The following is a 16,457-nucleotide window of genomic DNA, read 5'->3' on the forward strand; positions in this document are numbered from 1 at the left end:
GATCACTTCTCTGCTGTGGCCACTTCTTCTTCGGTTTCCGTGGCCAGACGGGAGCGGCGGATGCCGTAGGTGAAGTAGACCACGAGGCCGACGGCCATCCAGCCACCGAAGACGAGCCAGGTGGGGGTATCGAGGCTGAACATCATGTAACCGCAGGCGAGGAAGCCGAGGATCGGCGTGACCGGGAAGAGGGCCACCTTGAAGGTGCGCGGCATGTCCGGGCGCTTCACGCGCAGGATGATCACGGCGATGTTGACCAGGCCGAAGGCGAAGAGGGTGCCGATGCTGGTGGCGTCGGCGAGCTTGCCGAGCGGGATGAAGGCGGCGAGGACGCCGCAGAAGAGGGAGACGATGACCACGTTGGCGCGGGGGGCGCCGGTCTTCTCGTCGACCTTGGCGAAGACCTTGGGGACGAGTCCGTCGCGGGACATCGCGAAGAGGATGCGGGTCTGGCCGTAGAGGACGGCGAAGACGACGGAGAAGATCGCGATCACGGCGCCGGCGGCGAGGACGACGCCCCAGACGCTGGTGCCGGTGACGTCGGTCATGATCTGGGCGAGCGCGGCCTCGGTGCCCTCGAAGTCCTTCCACGGCATGGCGCCGACGGCGACGAAGGCGACGAGCACGTAGAGGACGGTGACGATGCCCAGCGAGAGCATGATCGCGCGCGGCAGGTCCTTCTTCGGGTTCTTGGCTTCCTCACCGGCGGTGGAGGCGGCGTCGAAGCCGATGTAGGAGAAGAAGAGGGTGGAGGCGGCGGCGCTGATACCGGTGACGCCGAGCGGGGCGAGCGGGGTGTAGTTGCCGGACTTGATGCCCATGACGCCGATGCCGATGAAGAGGAGCAGGGTGACGATCTTCACCGCGACCATGATCGAGTTGACCGTGGCGCTCTCCTTGGCGCCGCGCATCAGGAAGACCATGGAGAGCAGGACGACGACCAGCGCGGGGAGGTTGATGAACCCGCCGTCGCCCAGCGGCGCGGAGACCGAGCCGGGGATGGTGACGCCTATGGTCCCGTCGAGGAGCTCGTTGAGGTACTGGCCCCAGCCGACGGCCACGGCCGCGACGGAGACGGCGTACTCCAGGACCAGGCACCAGCCGCAGATCCAGGCGATGAGCTCGCCCATGGTGGCGTACGCGTAGGAGTACGAGGAGCCGGAGACCGGGACGGAGCCGGCCAGCTCGGCGTAGGAGAGGGCCGAGAACAGGGCGGTCAGGCCCGCGAGGATGAAGGAGATCGTCACGGCGGGGCCGGCCTTGGGGGCGGCGGTGCCGAGGACGACGAAGATGCCGGTGCCCAGGGTGGCACCGATGCTGATCATGGTCAGCTGCCACATGGTGAGCGAGCGGCGCAGCGTGCCGCCCTCGCCCTGCCCGCCCTCGGAGACGAGCCGCTCGACCGGCTTGCGGCGCAGCAGCGGGTTCACGGGCTTGCGCGTCTCCGGGGAGAGCGGGGGTGCCTGGCCCTGATCGAGCACGAGGGGACTCCTTTGACACTGCGGGATGGGGACGGTTCGGGCGTCGACCGCAGCGGTCCGGAGCAGTTGACAGACGGATGGGAGCCCGTCTGGGCATGGGGGGACCGCCGAGCAGGCGGTCCGCGCCACTCCACGTACAGGGGGTGAGCCTACGAGCTGAGTGATACCGCCCGTAATGCACCATCCTTGCACATTGGCGCACGATCGTTGCGCGGATCTGTCCTGGATGGTCCTTTGTTGCACGCGGATGTTCGATCAGTGCGCGACCTCCCTTCACCCCTGTTCTTGACAGCCTGTCAGAATTGCCGCAGCGTGCCGCCATGGACGCCGACAGCAAGGCCACTGCCTGGCTCGATCCGGGCCCCTACCTGCGCGGAATCGCCTGGCTGGACCAGGACCGGCCGGTCCGGGCCGACCCGGACGACACCGAGCGGCTGCCCTGGGACACCGGAGAGCGGGCCACCCTGCCCATCGGGGTCCGCCTGGAGTTCCTCGCCCTGGGGGCGCGGGCGGTGGAGATCCGCTACCGGGCCGCCGTCCCCGGCCCCACGGACGCCCTGCGCGACCTCGCCCACGGCTTCTCGCTGTGGGACCGCCACGGGATGGTCCGCGAGGTCTTCACCGACCCCGCCGCCGAGGCCGTCGTCCGCGTCCCCCTGCCGGGCGGGCCCGGGCCCTTCACCGTCCACCCGCCCGAGGCGCAGTCCCCGCGGTTCCTGGGGGTGCGCGGGATCGGCGGAGACCTCGCCCCGGCCCCGCCCGCCCCGCGCTGGGTGGTGCACGGGGACTCGATCACCGAGGGCTGGTGGTCCACCCGCCCCGCCCACGGCTGGCCCGCCGTCGCCGGGCGGGAGCTCGGCTGGGACACCGTGAACCTCGGGTACGCGGGCGCCGCGCGCGGGGAGCTGGCCACCGCCGAGCAGCTCGCGGCCCTGCCCGCCGACGCCCTCACCCTCGCCTTCGGCACCAACTGCTGGACCCGCGTCCCCTACACCCCCGCCCTGCTGTACGAGACCACCCGCGTCTTCCTCGACCTGGTCCGCCAGGGCCACCCCCGGACCCCGCTGCTGCTGGTCTCCCCCGTGCTGCGCCCGGAGGCCGAACGCACCCCGAACCGGCTCGGCGCCACCCTGGGCGCCCTGCGCGACGCCATGGAGCGCGCCGCCCGCGAGCGGATGGCCGCCGGGGACGGACGCCTGGCCCTGCTGCCCGGCCGGGACCTGCTGGGGCCCGAGCACCTCGCCGACGGGCTCCACCCCAACGACGCCGGACACCGGATCCTCGGCCTCGCTGTGGCCACGGCCCTGCGGCGGGCCGGGTTCGACGGCGGCTGAGTGAAACACGCCATACCGCCCCCGGTGAACGCCGCGCTCCCCCGGGGCCGTGTTCCGCACGAGTTGACGGGTCCGGCGGCGAGCAGCCCCCCGGACCCGGCGGAAACACACACGGGAGAGATCACCATGGGCATCAAGCGCGGAACCACCCTGGCCGCGGTCGCGGTCGTCGTCGTGCTGGCGGCGACCGCCTGCAACGGGGACGACACGGCCGGCAAGGCCGACGCGGCCAAGCCGGCCGGGGCCGCCGCCGCCGCTCCCGCCGCCGACCCCTACGCCGGCGACAAGCCCGCCGGGGATGCCGGGGCCAAGCCCGCGGGCGCACTCGCCGTCTCCACCACCGGCGAGCTCGGGCCGGTGCTCACCGACGGCGCCGGGTTCACCCTGTACCGCTTCGACAAGGACACCGCGAAGCCCCCGGCCTCGAACTGCGACGGGGACTGCGCCAAGGCCTGGCCGGTGGTCCCGGCGGGCGGCGCGAGCGCCGCGGCGGGCATGGACCCCTCCGTGCTGGGCGAGGTGGTCCGCAAGGACGGGACCAAGCAGCTGACGGTGGGCGGCTGGCCCGCGTACCGCTTCGCCAAGGACACCAAGCCCGGCGAGGTCAACGGGCAGGGCGTAGGCGGCACCTGGTTCGCCCTCGCGCCCGACGGCAAGAAGGCGGCCAAGGGTGCGGCCCCCGCCCCGGCCGGGACCCCGGGCCGGGCCGCCGGCGCGCTGACGGTGGCCAAGGACCCCAAGCTCGGCGACCACGTCGTCGACGCCAACGGCATGACCGTCTACCGCTTCAAGCCCGACACCGCCTGGCCGATGGTCTCCAAGTGCACCGGCGACTGCCTCGCCAAGTGGCCGGCCGTCGCCCCGGCGGAGCGGGGCGAGGGGATCGTCGAGAAGAACTACCTGGTCCTCGACCGCCCCGACGGCAAGAAGCAGCAGACCGTCAACTGCTGGCCCGTCTACACCTTCACCGGGGACAAGGCGCCCGGCGAGACCAACGGCCAGGGCGTGGGCGGCACCTGGTACGCCGTCGCCCCCGACGGCAAGCTCATCGGCGCCCAGTAGCCCCCGCCCCCCACGCACGGACCGCACGGCCCCCGCCCTCCTCCCCCCGGGCGGGGGCCGTGCCTAGACTCGGCCCATGCTGCGCGTACTGGCCGTCGACGACGAGTTGCCCCTGCTGGAGGAACTCCTCTACCTGCTGCGCTCCGACGAGCGGGTGCTCAGCGCGGAGGGGGCCTCGGACGCCACCGAGGCGCTGCGCCGGATCACCCGGGCGGTGGAGAGCGGGCCCGACGGCCCCGACGCCATCGACGTGGTCTTCCTGGACATCCAGATGGCCGGGCTGACCGGACTGGACGTCGCCCGGCTGCTGGCCGGGTTCGCGCGGCCGCCGCTGATCGTGTTCGTCACCGCGCACGAGGGCTTCGCCGTCCAGGCCTTCGACCTCAAGGCCGTGGACTACGTGCTCAAGCCGGTGCGTCCGGAGCGGCTGGCCGAGGCCGTCCGGCGGGCCCGGGCCCTGCTCGGCGGCCCGGAGGGGACGGCGGCCCCGGCGGCCGTCCCGGAGCAGCAGCGCGGACCCGCTCCCGAGGGGGGCGCCGCCGAGCGGGCGGCCGAGCAGATAGCCGTCGAACTGGGCGGGGTCACCCGGTTCGTGGCCATCGCGGACATCGCGTACGTGGAGGCCCAGGGCGACTACGCCCGGCTGCACACCGACGAGGGCAGCCATCTCGTCCGCATCCCCCTGTCCACGCTGGAGGAACGTTGGGCGGCCCGCGGGTTCGTCCGCATCCACCGGCGCCATCTGGTGGCGCTGGCCCGGATAGACGAACTCCGCGTGGACGCCGGCACCACCAGCGTCCGCGTCGGCGCGGCCGAACTCCAGGTCAGCCGCCGCCACGCCCGCCAGCTCCGCGACCTCCTGATGCGCCAGGCGACGGGCTGAGCCGCCCGGCGACCGGCTGAGCCGCCCGGCGCGCGTCCGGACCCCTGCGGCGGGTCCGGACGGCCCCTCGCGCCGTGCGCCCGGCCGTGCCACCGGCTCGCGCCCCCGCGGCCGGACGACCGTCCGGCGTACCAAGGCGCCGTTCGTCGCTCGCGGAAGGGCGTACGGCGATCCACCGGGCCCGTCGGCCGCAGCGGCGGACCGTTCGGACCCGCCATCACCCGGCCCGCCGTATCGTGGATCTTCCGGCCCCGGGAGGAGCGATATGTCCGAGATCGAGGCGCTGCTGGAGGCGCTCACCGGACTGCCCCGCACCCGGGCCGCCGGCCCCGCGGAGGCCGAGGCACTGCTGGCCCGGCTGCGCAGCGCGGCCGCCCGCTGGGCGGACGTGCTGGACGAGGCCCGCGAGGGCACCTGCGGGCAGCTGCCGCCGAGCGCGGAGGCCGCCCTGACGCTGGCCTTCCGCCGGGCCGAGGAGTCGTACGTGGAACTGGAGATCGCCCTCCGCGACTGCGCGGAACACCGCGACCCGGCGCTCTGACCACGCACCGACCGGCCAGGTCAGGGGCCGGAACCGGGCTGTCCCGGGAGCGGAGGGGCTGCGTAGACTCCCAAGTCCCCTCCCCCCGCCCGCCGAAGGACCCCCGTGAACCAGACGTACGCGCTGACCGCGGTCACCGTGGTCGTCCTGGCGACGGTGCTCGTCGGCGCGCTCGGACTGCGGATATCCCGGACCACCTCCGACTTCTACGTCGCCTCCCGCACCGTGGGCCCCCGGCTCAACGCGGCCGCCATCGGCGGGGAGTACCTCTCCGCCGCCTCCTTCCTCGGGGTCGCCGGGCTGGTGCTGCTCCAGGGCCCGGAGATGCTCTGGTACCCGGTCGGGTACACCGCCGGCTACCTCGTCCTGCTGGTGTTCGTCGCGGCCCCGCTGCGCCGCTCCGGGGCGTACACCCTGCCCGACTTCGCCGAGGGGCGGCTCGGGTCCCGGGCGGTGCGGCGCATCGCGGTGCTGTTCGTGCTCGGCGTCGGCTGGCTGTACCTGCTGCCGCAGCTCCAGGGGGCCGGGCTGACCCTGGAGGTGCTGACCGGGGCCCCGCCCTGGGCGGGCGGCCTGGTCGTCGCCTGCGTGGTCACGGCGGCGGTCGCGGCGGGCGGGATGCGCAGCATCACCTTCGTGCAGGCCTTCCAGTACTGGCTCAAGCTGACCGCCCTGCTGGTGCCCGCCTTCTTCCTGGTCGCCGCCTGGGCGGGCGACGGCGCGCCCCGCGCCTCCTTCGACGCCCCGGCCGTCTTCCGCGAGCACACCGCCGTCACCGTCGGGGAGGACGTGCGGCTGTCGGTGCGCGAGCCGCTGACCCTGGAGGTGACGGGCCGGGTGGACGGGCGCGCGTATCGGGACGCCCCGCTGACGCTGGAGCCCGGCCGGCACTCCGTCCAGGCCCGCACCCGGCTGGAGTTCACCGCCGGTTCGACCGTCCCCGACTCCCCGGCGGCCGGGACCGTCCGGGACACCCCGGGCTGGTCGAAGCCGCTGTCCGGGGGTGAGCGCGAGCACCGGCTGTACGCCACGTACGGGCTGATCCTGGCCACCTTCCTCGGCACCATGGGGCTGCCGCACGTCGCCGTCCGCTTCTACACCAGCCCCGACGGGCGGGCCGCCCGCCGCACCACCCTGGTCGTGCTCGGACTGCTCGGGGTGTTCTACCTGCTGCCGCAGGTGTACGGGGCCCTGGGCCGGATCTACGCGCCCGAGCTGGCGCTGACCGGGGACGCGGACGCGGCGGTGCTGGTGCTGCCGGAGCGGATGCTGGGCGGGCTGCTCGGGGACCTGTTGGGGGCGCTGCTGGCCGGGGGCGCGTTCGCGGCGTTCCTCTCGACGGCCTCGGGGCTGACGATGGCGGTGGCCGGGGTGCTGCACCAGGACGTGCTGCCGCGGCACGGGGTGGGCAGCTTCCGGGTCGCGGTCGCCGTGGCGATGGCGGTGCCGCTGGCGGGCGGGTTCGTGACCACCCAGGTGCCCGTCGCGGACGCGGTCGGGCTGGCCTTCGCGGTGTCGGCGTCCTCCTTCTGCCCGCTGCTCGTGCTCGGCATCTGGTGGCGGGGGCTGACCCCGCCGGGCGCGGTGGCGGGGCTGCTGACCGGCGGCGGGGCGGCGCTGGGCGCGGTGGTGGCCACCCGCAGCGGGCTGGTCCCGCAGGGGTGGGCGCACGCGCTGCTGGCCTGGCCGGCGGTGTGGTCCGTGCCGCTGGGCTTCCTGACGATGGTGTCGGTGTCGCTGGCCACCCGGTCCCGGGTCCCGGCGGGAGCGGCTGCGGCACTGGCCCGGCTGCACCTGCCCGAGGACGTGGCCGGGGGCCGGCCGGCGGGCGGGGGTGCCCGGTGACCGGCGCGGAACGGGCGCCTGCGCGGCGGCCCGTGGGCCCGGCGGCGGGGGCCGGGCGGACGGACCCCGCGGCAGCCCGGGGTGCCCGGTGACCGGGGCGGCGCAGGCGGTGCTCGGCGCGGCCGGGGCGGTGCTGCTGGTGGGGCTGGGCTGGGCGGGCGGCCGGTGGCAGGCCGGGCGCGGGGAGCGGGCGGCGGGGCTGGGAACCCCGGTGGAACGGGCGACGTTCCACACCCTCCACACCGCCTCGCTGGCGGCGCCCCCGCTGCGCGCCGGGCTGACGCGGGACGCCGCCCGCAAGGCGGCCCGGCGGCTGCGTTCGCTGCTGGGCACGGAGGCGCTGTGCCTGACGGACCGGGAGGCGGTGCTGGCCTGGGACGGTCCGGGCGCCGACCACCACCAGCGGCGGGCGATGGCCCGGGTGGCGGTGATGCTGGAGTCGGGGCGCAGCCAGAGCGTGCGCACGGAGTGCCAGCGGCCGGGCTGCCCGTTGAAGTGGGCGGTGTTCGCCCCGCTGACGGGTGAGGACGGGGTGCTGGGGGCGCTCGTCGCTTACGGGTCGCGGGAGTCGGCGGTGCTGGTGCGGGCGGCGACGGAGGTGGCGCGCTGGGTCTCCGTACAGCTGGAGCTGTCGGAGCTGGACCGGGCGCGGACCCGGCTGATGGAGGCGGAGATCAAGGCGCTGCGGGCGCAGATCTCCCCGCACTTCATCTTCAACTCCCTCGCGGCGATCGCCTCGTTCGTGCGGACCGACCCGGAGCGGGCGCGGGAATTGCTGCTGGAGTTCGCGGACTTCACCCGCTACTCCTTCCGCCGGCACGGGGAGTTCACCACCCTGGCCGAGGAACTGCGTTCCATCGAGCGCTATCTGGCGCTGGCCGGGGCCCGGTTCGGGAACCGGCTGAAGGTGACGTTGCAGGTGGCTCCGGAGGTGCTGCCGGTGGCGCTGCCGTTCCTGTGTCTGCAGCCGCTGGTGGAGAACGCCGTCAAGCACGGGGTGGAGGACTCGGCCGGGGAGTGCCTGATCACGATCGCGGCCCGGGACGCGGGCGCGGAGGCGGTGCTGACCATCGAGGACAACGGGGTGGGCATGGACCCGGCCCTGCTGCGCCGGATCCTGGCCGGGGAGCGGGCGGGTTCCTCGTCGGGCATCGGGCTGCCGAACGTGGACGAGCGGATGCGGCAGGTGTACGGCGACGACTACGGCCTGGTCGTCGAGACGGGCGTGGGCGCGGGCATGAAGGTCACGGTCCGGATCCCGAAGTACCGGGCGGGCGTGCACACGACGACGCCCCGCCCCCCGGCCGGTCCGGCGGGGGACGGGGCGTCGTCGGAAGCCCGGGAGGACTGGGCCGGCTAGCTCCAGCTGGCGTGCAGCGGCTTGCCCTCGGCGTAGCCGGCGGCGGACTGGATGCCGACGACGGCCTTCTCCTCGAACTCGGCCAGGGATCCGGCGCCCGCGTAGGTGCAGGAGGAGCGGACACCGGCGATGATCGAGTCGATCAGGTCCTCGACGCCCGGACGGGCCGGGTCGAGGAACATGCGGGAGGTGGAGATGCCCTCTTCGAACAGCGCCTTGCGGGCGCGGTCGTAGGCGGACTCCTCCGAGGTGCGGTTGCGCACGGCGCGGGCGGAGGCCATGCCGAAGGACTCCTTGTAGGCGCGGCCCTGGGCGTCGTGCTGGAGGTCGCCGGGGGACTCGTACGTGCCGGCGAACCAGGAGCCGATCATGACGTTGGAGGCGCCGGCCGCGAGGGCCATGGCCACGTCGCGCGGGTGGCGGACGCCGCCGTCGGCCCAGACGTGCTTGCCGTACTTCTTCGCCTCGGCGGCGCACTCCAGCACCGCGGAGAACTGCGGGCGGCCCACGCCGGTCATCATGCGGGTGGTGCACATGGCGCCGGGGCCCACGCCGACCTTGATGATGTCGGCGCCGGCGTCGATGAGGTCCTTGACGCCCTCGGCGGCGACGATGTTGCCGGCCACGATCGGGACCTGCGGGTCCAGCGCGCGGACGGCCTTGATCGCGTTGATCATCGACTCCTGGTGGCCGTGGGCCGTGTCGATGACGAGGGTGTCCACGCCGGCGTCGAGGAGCTGCTTGGCCTTGCCGACGAAGTCGCCGTTGATGCCGACGGCGGCGGCGACGCGCAGCTTGCCGTCGGCGTCGGTGGCCGGGGTGTAGAGGGTGGCGCGCAGGGCGGCCTTGCGGGTCAGGATGCCGACCAGCCTGCCGTCCTTGTCGACGGCCGGGGCCAGCTTGCGGTGGCCGGCGTCGAGCTTGTTGAAGGCCTCGCGGGGGTCGATGTCGGCGTCGATGAGCAGCAGCTCCTTCGACATGACCTCGGAGAGCTGGGTGAAGCGGTCCACGCCGGTGAGGTCGTGGTCGGTGACCACGCCGACGGGGCGGTGGTCGGCGTCCACGACGACGCCCGCGCCGTGGGCGCGCTTGGGCAGCAGGGACAGCGCGTCGGCGACGGTCTGGGTGGGCGCCAGCGTGATCGGGGTGTCGAGCACGAGGTGGCGGGTCTTGACCCAGGAGATGACGTCGGTGACGACCTCGATCGGGATGTCCTGCGGGATGACGACGATGCCGCCGCGGCGGGCGACGGTCTCGGCCATGCGCCGGCCGGCGATCGCGGTCATGTTGGCGACCACGAGCGGAATGGTGGTGCCGGTGCCGTCGGGCGAGGAGAGGTCCACGCCCTGGCGGGAGCCGACCGCGGAGCGGCTCGGCACCATGAACACATCGTCGTACGTCAGGTCGTACGGCGGCTTCAGGTCATTGAGGAAACGCACGTGCTGAACATCCCAGTCGATCGGAGGTACCTCGACAGAAGGCAGCCGAGGAAACGCACGTACTTCATTCTCCCACGACCCGGCGTTCATGCCGCCCGGGCTGATCGTCCAGGACATTCCGGGCCGTGTGGTCTTTTCCTACGGAGACCTTGGTCCCGAAAGGCGCGAAAGGGTGGTGCAGGGGGCTCAGGCCCCCGGTGAGCGGGACGGCGCTGGCCCCGTGGCGGACGGCGGTGAGCTCGGCGGCGATGGCGACGGCGGTCTCCTCGGGGGTGCGGCCGCCCAGGTCCAGGCCGATGGGCGATCTGAGGCGGGCCAGCTCGGCCTCGGTCACCCCCTCGGCCCGCAGCCGTCCGGTGCGCTCGGCGTGGGTGCGGCGCGATCCCATGGCCCCGACGTAGGCGAGGGGGAGCCGCAGGGCCAGGGCCAGGACGGGGACGTCGAACTTGGCGTCGTGGGTCAGGACGCACACGGCCGTACGGGGGTCCAGGCGCCCGGCGTCGCGTTCGGCGGCGAGGTGGCGGTGCGGCCAGTCGACGACCACCTCGTCGGCGCCGGGGAAGCGCTCGGGGGTGGCGAAGACGGGCCGGGCGTCGCAGACGGTGACCCGGTGGCCGAGGAAGGCGCCGATCCGGGCCAGGGCGGAGGCGAAGTCGATGGCCCCGTAGACGATCAGCCGGGGCGGTTCCGCGGCGGATTCGACCAGCAGGGTGAGGGGCTCGCCGCACAGCCCTCCGGCGGTGCCCAGCTCGGCGGTGCCGGTGCGGCCGGCGAGCAGCATGGCCCGGACCCGTTCGGCGGCGGCCCGGTCCAGGGCGGCTCCGCCGCCGAGCCCGCCTTCCCAGGAGCCGCCGGCGTGCACGGCGAGGGCCCGGCCGAGCTGGCCGGGCGGTCCGGAGACCACCCGGGCCAGCGCGGCCCGGCCCCCGCCGGCTGCGGCGTCGAGCACCGAGCCGAGGACGGGCCGTACGGGGTCCTGCCCGCGCACCGGGGTGACCAGCACGTCCAGGATCCCGCCGCAGGTCAGGCCCACCGCGAAGGCGTCGTCGTCGCTGTAGCCGAAGCGGTGGACGCCGCCGCGGCCCGAGGCGAGGGCGTCCAGGCAGAGCTCGTGGACGGCGGACTCCACGCAGCCCCCGGAGAGGGAGCCGAGCGCGGTGCCGCCGGCGTCCACGGCCAGGCTGGCGCCCGGGCCCCGGGGTGCGCTGCCGCTGACGGCGACCACGGTGGCCAGGGCGAACTCGCGGCGTTCGGCGCACCAGCCGCGCAGCGGTCCGGCGATGTCGAGCATCAGCGGATGTACGCGCGGCGCGCGGACTGGCCCGGGATCAGGGGCCGCGGCGGGAGGACGGCGGCGGGCCGGCCGGGAGGGCGTCCGCCCGGGTAGCGGGCGGGTGAGGCGAGGGACACGGGGTCGGGGTGCCGTCCGCCGGTGCCCAGGAGCCGGGCCGCGTGGGCCACGCTGGCGAGGGTGGCGTGGTGGTGCCAGCCGCGGAAGGAGCGGCCCTCGAAGTCGCGGATGCCGACGGGTTCGCAGGTCTCGGTGAAGTCCAGGGCGACCCGGTCGGTGAGTTTGGCGAGCAGGAAGAGCTGGGCGAGCGGCCGGTCCCCGATGTTGGTGATCCAGAACTCGGAGGGCAGCAGGGAGGCCTCGGTCCAGGCCCCCATCAGGAGCAGCGGGGCGGGCGCGGGCCGGTCCTCGGCGGGGGTGGCGAGGATGTGGGCCGAGGTGAGCAGGGTGACCGATCCCTCGGCCCGGCCGTGCCGGGTCCATTCGACGACGCGGCGCTGGGAGCGCAGCGAGTCGATCAGTTCGCGGGCGGGTGCGGTGTACGGGCCGGGCTTGTGGCGGCCCGCGCCGCCGAAGGAGACGGGCAGGGAGCCGTCGACCTTCAGGACGAAGGGGATGTCCTGGAGCGTGAAGGCGTCGAGGACGGGAGGGAGATCGGAGTTGGAGACCTCCATGACGACCGGGCGGCGCTGGAGCTGCCAGGTGGCGGCCATGCGCTGGACGGCGTGGACGGCGTCCAGCGCGGGTGTCTGGGAACGTGCGGTGTCCGGGATGCCGGCCCGGCGGCGGCGCAGCAGTTCGCTGGTCCAGGGGCCGGGCAGGGTGAGGGTCCATTCGACGGGGAAGCTGGCCTCGCTGGAGGCGAGCCAGATCCCGCCGGCCTGCTGACAGTTGGCGGTGCGGCCGAGCTGGGGCACGAACTGCCGGCCGACCCCTACGGAGCGGTCGCCGGCCTTCTCGATGACCATGGGCTGCACGACCCAGGCCAGCGGTCGCTGCGCGGTGCGTTCGAGGTGCTGGGCGAGGGACCGGCGTACCGGGGTCCAATCCCAGGGCGACTTGCTGATGAACTGCTGGAGGCTCTGTTCCACGGAACTGGCCCCCGTTCCCGCGATGTTGCGGATCGTTTTCTTCCCGTTGGTCCGCACCAGACCGTCGAGATAAACGCGGGCCCAGTTTCGCTGGTCCCGCCGCGGTAATGACTCGAAGAATAGCGAGATCAATTCGTCGATCAATTCGGAGATTTCCGTGGCGGAATCGTCCGGGAGCACTGCGCGAACCATCTGGAGCCTCCCCCGCGACCAGATCAGACCTTGACCCTACTTGACGGCCGAGAACGGCCGTAGGGCGCTGCGGCTACTTCCTGAGGTCGCTGCCAGATTCGAGCCGCTCCTCTTCTACCACGAGCGGGATGGGGATCTGGTTCGCCGCGTAGTAGAGGGCGATCAGAAAGTGTGCGACGAGAGTGAGTGGTGCGGAGAAGAAGGACAGAATCACGGTCAAGGGGTAGGCGACCGCGCCCAGTCCGAATCGGACGCGGGTGGCCCGCGCCCCGTCCTTGTCCACCGCTTCGTGGAAGAGGTGGCCGACCTTGGTCACGTACCACCAGAAGGCCAGGAATGCGAGGGCGTACACGACGGTCCACGCACTGTAGAGGATCGCCGCCACATTGGCCGAATCCCCGTCCATGAGGTGCTCGGCGAGGATGTTGGTGGTGTAGGGAATCACCGATACCACCATCAGCACCAGCAGATTCAGGAACAACAGGGGCCGGTCGACCCGCTTGAGGTGACTGAAGATGGTGTGGTGGTTCACCCACATCACGCCGATGATGAGAAAACTCACCAGATACGCGGCATAGTGCGGCCATTGCTCCAGGAGTCCGTGCCACAGGGCCGACCCCTGCTCTTCCGGAACCTTTAACTCCAGCACCAGAATGGTGATCACGATGGCGAATACGCCGTCGCTGAACGCTTCCACCCGGTTCGTTTCCTGCTCCATGACCTCCCCTTCGCCATTTCCTCACGTGGGCGGGGAGGGCCGCCCGCGCCCTCCCCGCCCACGCTACCCATGAACGGGCGGTCAGCTGCCGAAGCCGGCCGTCTGGCGCCAGATCCGGCCATCGCGGACGACGAGTGTCCCGAACGCGTGCTCCGGAGCGCCGTTCAGGTTCATGATCGCCCGGTAGAAGATGGTGTCGTCGGTCTCGATGTACTCCTGGAGTTCGACCAGCGTGGGCTTCAGGGTGAGATAGCCGGTGAACGTCTCACGAACGGCCTCGATCCCCACCGAGGCCCCCTCGAAGCGGACCAGGACGGCGTCCTCGGTGTAGTTCTTCATCACCGCCTCGATGTCCAGCGCGGCCAGGGCGTCCATCTGGCGGACGAAGACCGGGTGCAGCGCGGAGATGTCGTACTTGGCCATGTTCGACTTCCTTTCGGTGGGAGTGGGTGACGGCGTACGGGATGACGGCTCAGCCGGCCAGGGGCAGGCGGACGAGCATCCGGGTCTCGCCCGGACGGGAGCGGGCCGAGATCGACCCGCGGTGGCGCTGGGTGACGATCCGGTAGCTGAGGTGCAGCCCCAGACCGGTGCCCTTGCCCACGTCCTTGGTCGTGTAGAAGGGCTCGAAGATGCGCGGCAGGACGTCCTCGGGGATGCCCCGGCCGGTGTCGGTGACCTCCACGACCATGCAGACGCCCTCGGCGTGGCAGCGCAGGGTCAGCGTGCCCGCGCCCTCCATGGCCTCGGCCGCGTTGTCGACCAGGTTGGTCCACACCTGGTTGAGCTCCCCCGGGTAGCCGGTCAGCTCCGGCAGGTCGGGCTCGTAGGCGCGGACGATGGTGATCCCGGCGAGCTTGGAGCGGAGCACGACCAGGGTGTTCTCCAGGCCGTCGGTCACCGCGAACCGCTGCTCGGGAGCCCGGTCGAGGTTGGCGTAGTCCCGGGTGGCCGCGACCAGCTGGGAGATCCGGGGGCCGGCCGCGCGCAGCTCGGCGGCCAGCGAACGGGCCTCCAGCAGCGCCGCCAGGTGGTCCAGGGCGGCGGGCAGGGCGGCCTCGCCGATCCCCTCCAGCCACTCCAGCAGCCGGTCCAGCTCCAGCCCGAGGTCGGAGGCCCCGGAGCCGAGCAGCCCCGGCCGGGCGGCGCCGGCCTCCTCGGCCCAGTCGGTGATCTCCTCCTCGGCGTCGGCCTGGGCCAGCGGATCGGTGGTCTCGGGCGGCGGGAGCCGGTCCAGCTCCCCGGCCAGGCGCTCCAGTACGCCCCGTTCCGCGTCGGTCGCGGCCGCCCCCCACCCGTACGCGGTGGCGGTCAGCCGCTCCAGGGCGGGCACCAGCTCCTGCGCGGCGCGGGCCACGGCGGCGGCCGGGTTGTTGAGCTCGTGCGCGAGGCCGGCGGCCAGGGTGCCGAGGGCCTCGACGGTGGCCCGCTTGCGGGCCTGGACCTCGGAGGACTTGATCCGCCAGGCCAGTACGGGGATCAGGACGGCGGCCACCCCGTTGCAGCGGGTCAGCATCTCGAAGAAGACCGGTTTGGGGTAGGCCACGACGGTGGTCGCCGGGCCGCTGGCGGAGGCCGTGGCGACGTAGGAGCCGTCGGTGAGCAGGGGGAGCTCCCCGGTGAAGCGGTGGGCGGCGGTCGGCTTGCCGTCGTGCTCGTCCGCGGCGGCGCTCTCCTGCTCGGTGGAGTGCCGGGTCAGGACCTCCTCCCGGCCGTCGACGACCTTGGTGACGACCAGCCCGCCGGAGACCAGGACGTGGAAGCAGGTGGCCTCGTCCCCGTCGTGGAAGAGGACCTCCCCGTCGGCCAGGACCCGCAGGTGGGAGACCGAGACCAGCCAGTCCAGCTGGTCCTCGGTGAGGGCCGCGAAGATCTCCAGCCCCTGCAGGGTGGTCCGCAGCTCCTTGGTGCTCACAGTGGTCACAGGGTGCTCCCCTCGGCCCTGGTGCGCGCCGCCAGCCGCAGGGTCGTGAACAGGGCCAGCGCGCACACCGCGGCGACGGCGGCCATGAAGCCGACGGAGGTGCGCTGCAGGCCGTGGATGTTGGTCAGGAGTCCGGCGAGGACCGCCGGGACGCTCATGGCGAGGTACGCGAAGACGTAGACGGCGGCGGTCAGTTCGCCGCGGTGTTCGGGTTCGGCGAGGGTGCTGATCGCGCGGAAGGAGCCGAGGAAGGCCGCTCCCCAGCCGCTGCCGAGGACGGCGGTGGCGACGAGGAACAGGGGCGCCGAGCCCAGGCCGAGGGCCAGCAGCACCAGGGCCAGCCCGGCCAGCAGCCCGAGCAGCCCGAGGACGGCGGTGCGCAGCGGTGCGGTGCGGCCCAGCAGCAGCTGGGCGGCGGTGGCGCAGCCGGCGAGCAGGGCCACGGTGGCCCCGCCGGCCAGGTAGTTGGTGGTGTGGAGCAGGGACAGGGCCAGGTGCGGCCCGAGCGAGAGGTAGAAGCCGCCGACGGTCCAGACGGCCACGATCGTCAGCACCAGCACGGCGAACCTGCGCCGTACGGCGGCCGGGACCCGGATCCGGTGCGGTGCCACCCGTGGCCGTCCCCCGGCCCCGGGCGCGCTCTCGCCCATCCGGACCACGCCGACCAGGGTCACCGCGAAGGCGACGACCAGCAGCAGGTAGCTCAGCACGGTCGGGGCGGGCGCGTACTGGACGAGCAGCCCGGCCCCGAGTCCGCCGAGGCCGATGCCGACGGTCGGTCCCGCGCTGTTGACCTGCGCCCCCAGGGCGGGCCGTGAGCGCGGGCTGAGTTCCAGCAGGGCGGCGCCCATCGCCCCGGTGGCCAGGCCCACCGCCAGCCCCTGTACGGCGCGGGCGGCGAGCAGCAGGCCGAGCCCGCCGGCCGCGGCGAACAGGCCCATGGAGACGATCGCGAGGACCAGCCCGGCCCCGAGGACGGGCCGGCGCCCCAGGGTGTCGGAGAGCGAGCCGAACAGCAGCAGTCCGGCGAGGACGGTGACGGCGTACACGGCGAAGACCACCGTGACGACGCCCGGGGACAGCCCCCAGCGCTGCTGGTAGAGCACGTAGAGGGCGGATGGAACGGAGGAGGAGAGCATCAGCAGGACGAGGACCGCGCCCACCACCCAGAAGCCGGATGGTCTCGGCCCGGCCGCCGCGCGGCCGGCTGGGTGCAGGACGTCTCCCGTGGTCGTCGTCTCGGTCGGTTCGGGCACGCTCGTCAACTCCACTCCCCCGCCCTGCCCCGGCGGGCCG

The 16,457-nt window shown here is 73.4% G+C and carries 14 protein-coding genes; 6 read left to right on the forward strand and 8 right to left on the reverse strand.

Translation table 11 applies throughout. The features are described from left to right. Positions 1-2: 2 nt before the first annotated feature. Positions 3-1,481 (reverse strand): amino acid permease, encoded by a 1,479-nt coding sequence (locus ACFY0O_RS28685; protein ID WP_388951798.1) that lies wholly within the window; start codon positions 1,479-1,481, stop codon positions 3-5. Between the two features lie 320 nt (positions 1,482-1,801). Here ACFY0O_RS28685 and ACFY0O_RS28690 point away from each other — a divergent pair, with 320 nt between their 5' ends. From ACFY0O_RS28690 to ACFY0O_RS28715, 6 genes are all read left to right on the forward strand, one after another. Continuing rightward, positions 1,802-2,815 (forward strand): GDSL-type esterase/lipase family protein, encoded by a 1,014-nt coding sequence (locus tag ACFY0O_RS28690; RefSeq protein ID WP_388951801.1) that lies wholly within the window; start codon positions 1,802-1,804, stop codon positions 2,813-2,815. 126 nt (positions 2,816-2,941) lie between these two features. Next, positions 2,942-3,877 (forward strand): SCO0930 family lipoprotein, encoded by a 936-nt coding sequence (locus ACFY0O_RS28695; protein ID WP_388951803.1) that lies wholly within the window; start codon positions 2,942-2,944, stop codon positions 3,875-3,877. Positions 3,878-3,953: 76 nt separating this feature from the next. Next, positions 3,954-4,760, forward strand: a complete 807-nt coding sequence (locus ACFY0O_RS28700; protein ID WP_388951806.1) for a LytR/AlgR family response regulator transcription factor — start codon at positions 3,954-3,956, stop codon at positions 4,758-4,760. A gap of 265 nt (positions 4,761-5,025) precedes the next feature. Then, positions 5,026-5,301: a hypothetical protein gene (locus tag ACFY0O_RS28705; RefSeq protein WP_358894490.1), complete on the forward strand. Its 276-nt coding sequence runs from the start codon at positions 5,026-5,028 to the stop codon at positions 5,299-5,301. 105 nt (positions 5,302-5,406) lie between these two features. Beyond that, on the forward strand, positions 5,407-7,146 hold the full coding sequence (locus ACFY0O_RS28710) for a cation acetate symporter (protein ID WP_388951809.1): 1,740 nt from the start codon (positions 5,407-5,409) through the stop codon (positions 7,144-7,146). An 88-nt stretch (positions 7,147-7,234) separates the two neighbouring features. After that, entirely contained in the window at positions 7,235-8,506 is a 1,272-nt protein-coding gene (locus ACFY0O_RS28715) for a sensor histidine kinase (RefSeq protein ID WP_388951812.1), read from the forward strand. Here ACFY0O_RS28715 and ACFY0O_RS28720 read toward each other — a convergent pair. From ACFY0O_RS28720 to ACFY0O_RS28750, 7 genes are all read right to left on the reverse strand, one after another. Then, complete coding sequence (locus ACFY0O_RS28720; protein ID WP_388951813.1) at positions 8,503-9,945, reverse strand: GuaB1 family IMP dehydrogenase-related protein; 1,443 nt, start codon at positions 9,943-9,945, stop codon at positions 8,503-8,505. The two genes, ACFY0O_RS28715 and ACFY0O_RS28720, sit on opposite strands and share 4 nt — an antisense overlap. Before the next feature lie 64 nt (positions 9,946-10,009). Further along, positions 10,010-11,236, reverse strand: a complete 1,227-nt coding sequence (locus ACFY0O_RS28725; protein WP_388951816.1) for an XdhC family protein — start codon at positions 11,234-11,236, stop codon at positions 10,010-10,012. Next, a complete protein-coding gene (locus tag ACFY0O_RS28730) occupies positions 11,236-12,519 on the reverse strand; it encodes a transposase (protein ID WP_358894495.1) in 1,284 nt (427 codons plus the stop codon). Before ACFY0O_RS28730 ends, ACFY0O_RS28725 begins: the two co-directional genes overlap by 1 nt. Positions 12,520-12,592: 73 nt before the next feature. Continuing rightward, positions 12,593-13,237, reverse strand: a complete 645-nt coding sequence (locus ACFY0O_RS28735) for a TMEM175 family protein (RefSeq protein WP_358894496.1) — start codon at positions 13,235-13,237, stop codon at positions 12,593-12,595. 81 nt (positions 13,238-13,318) lie between these two features. Further along, positions 13,319-13,660 carry a nuclear transport factor 2 family protein gene (locus ACFY0O_RS28740; protein WP_045946207.1) on the reverse strand — a complete coding sequence of 114 codons (342 nt, stop codon included), beginning with the start codon at positions 13,658-13,660 and terminating at the stop codon, positions 13,319-13,321. A gap of 49 nt (positions 13,661-13,709) precedes the next feature. Next, positions 13,710-15,161, reverse strand: coding sequence for an ATP-binding protein (locus tag ACFY0O_RS28745; protein WP_358894497.1), 1,452 nt, complete (start codon positions 15,159-15,161; stop codon positions 13,710-13,712). After that, the gene (locus tag ACFY0O_RS28750; protein ID WP_388951821.1) at positions 15,158-16,417 is read right to left on the reverse strand and encodes an MFS transporter; all 1,260 of its coding nucleotides are present in this window, start codon (positions 16,415-16,417) and stop codon (positions 15,158-15,160) included. The genes ACFY0O_RS28745 and ACFY0O_RS28750 overlap by 4 nt, the downstream gene beginning before the upstream one ends. Positions 16,418-16,457: the final 40 nt, after the last annotated feature.

The sequence above is a fragment of the Streptomyces sp. NPDC001594 genome (assembly GCF_042893675.1).
GTDB lineage: Bacteria > Actinomycetota > Actinomycetes > Streptomycetales > Streptomycetaceae > Streptomyces.

Bases quoted from the DNA above. Each gene is read 5' to 3' on its own strand.
- ACFY0O_RS28690 (WP_388951801.1), top strand. From the start codon at position 1,802: ATGGACGCCGACAGCAAGGCCACTGCCTGGCTCGATCCGGGCCCCTAC.
- ACFY0O_RS28695 (WP_388951803.1), top strand. From the start codon at position 2,942: ATGGGCATCAAGCGCGGAACCACCCTGGCCGCGGTCGCGGTCGTCGTC.
- ACFY0O_RS28700 (WP_388951806.1), top strand. From the start codon at position 3,954: ATGCTGCGCGTACTGGCCGTCGACGACGAGTTGCCCCTGCTGGAGGAA.
- ACFY0O_RS28705 (WP_358894490.1), top strand. From the start codon at position 5,026: ATGTCCGAGATCGAGGCGCTGCTGGAGGCGCTCACCGGACTGCCCCGC.
- ACFY0O_RS28725 (WP_388951816.1), bottom strand. From the start codon at position 11,236: ATGCTCGACATCGCCGGACCGCTGCGCGGCTGGTGCGCCGAACGCCGC.
- ACFY0O_RS28730 (WP_358894495.1), bottom strand. From the start codon at position 12,519: ATGGTTCGCGCAGTGCTCCCGGACGATTCCGCCACGGAAATCTCCGAA.
- ACFY0O_RS28735 (WP_358894496.1), bottom strand. From the start codon at position 13,237: ATGGAGCAGGAAACGAACCGGGTGGAAGCGTTCAGCGACGGCGTATTC.
- ACFY0O_RS28740 (WP_045946207.1), bottom strand. From the start codon at position 13,660: ATGGCCAAGTACGACATCTCCGCGCTGCACCCGGTCTTCGTCCGCCAG.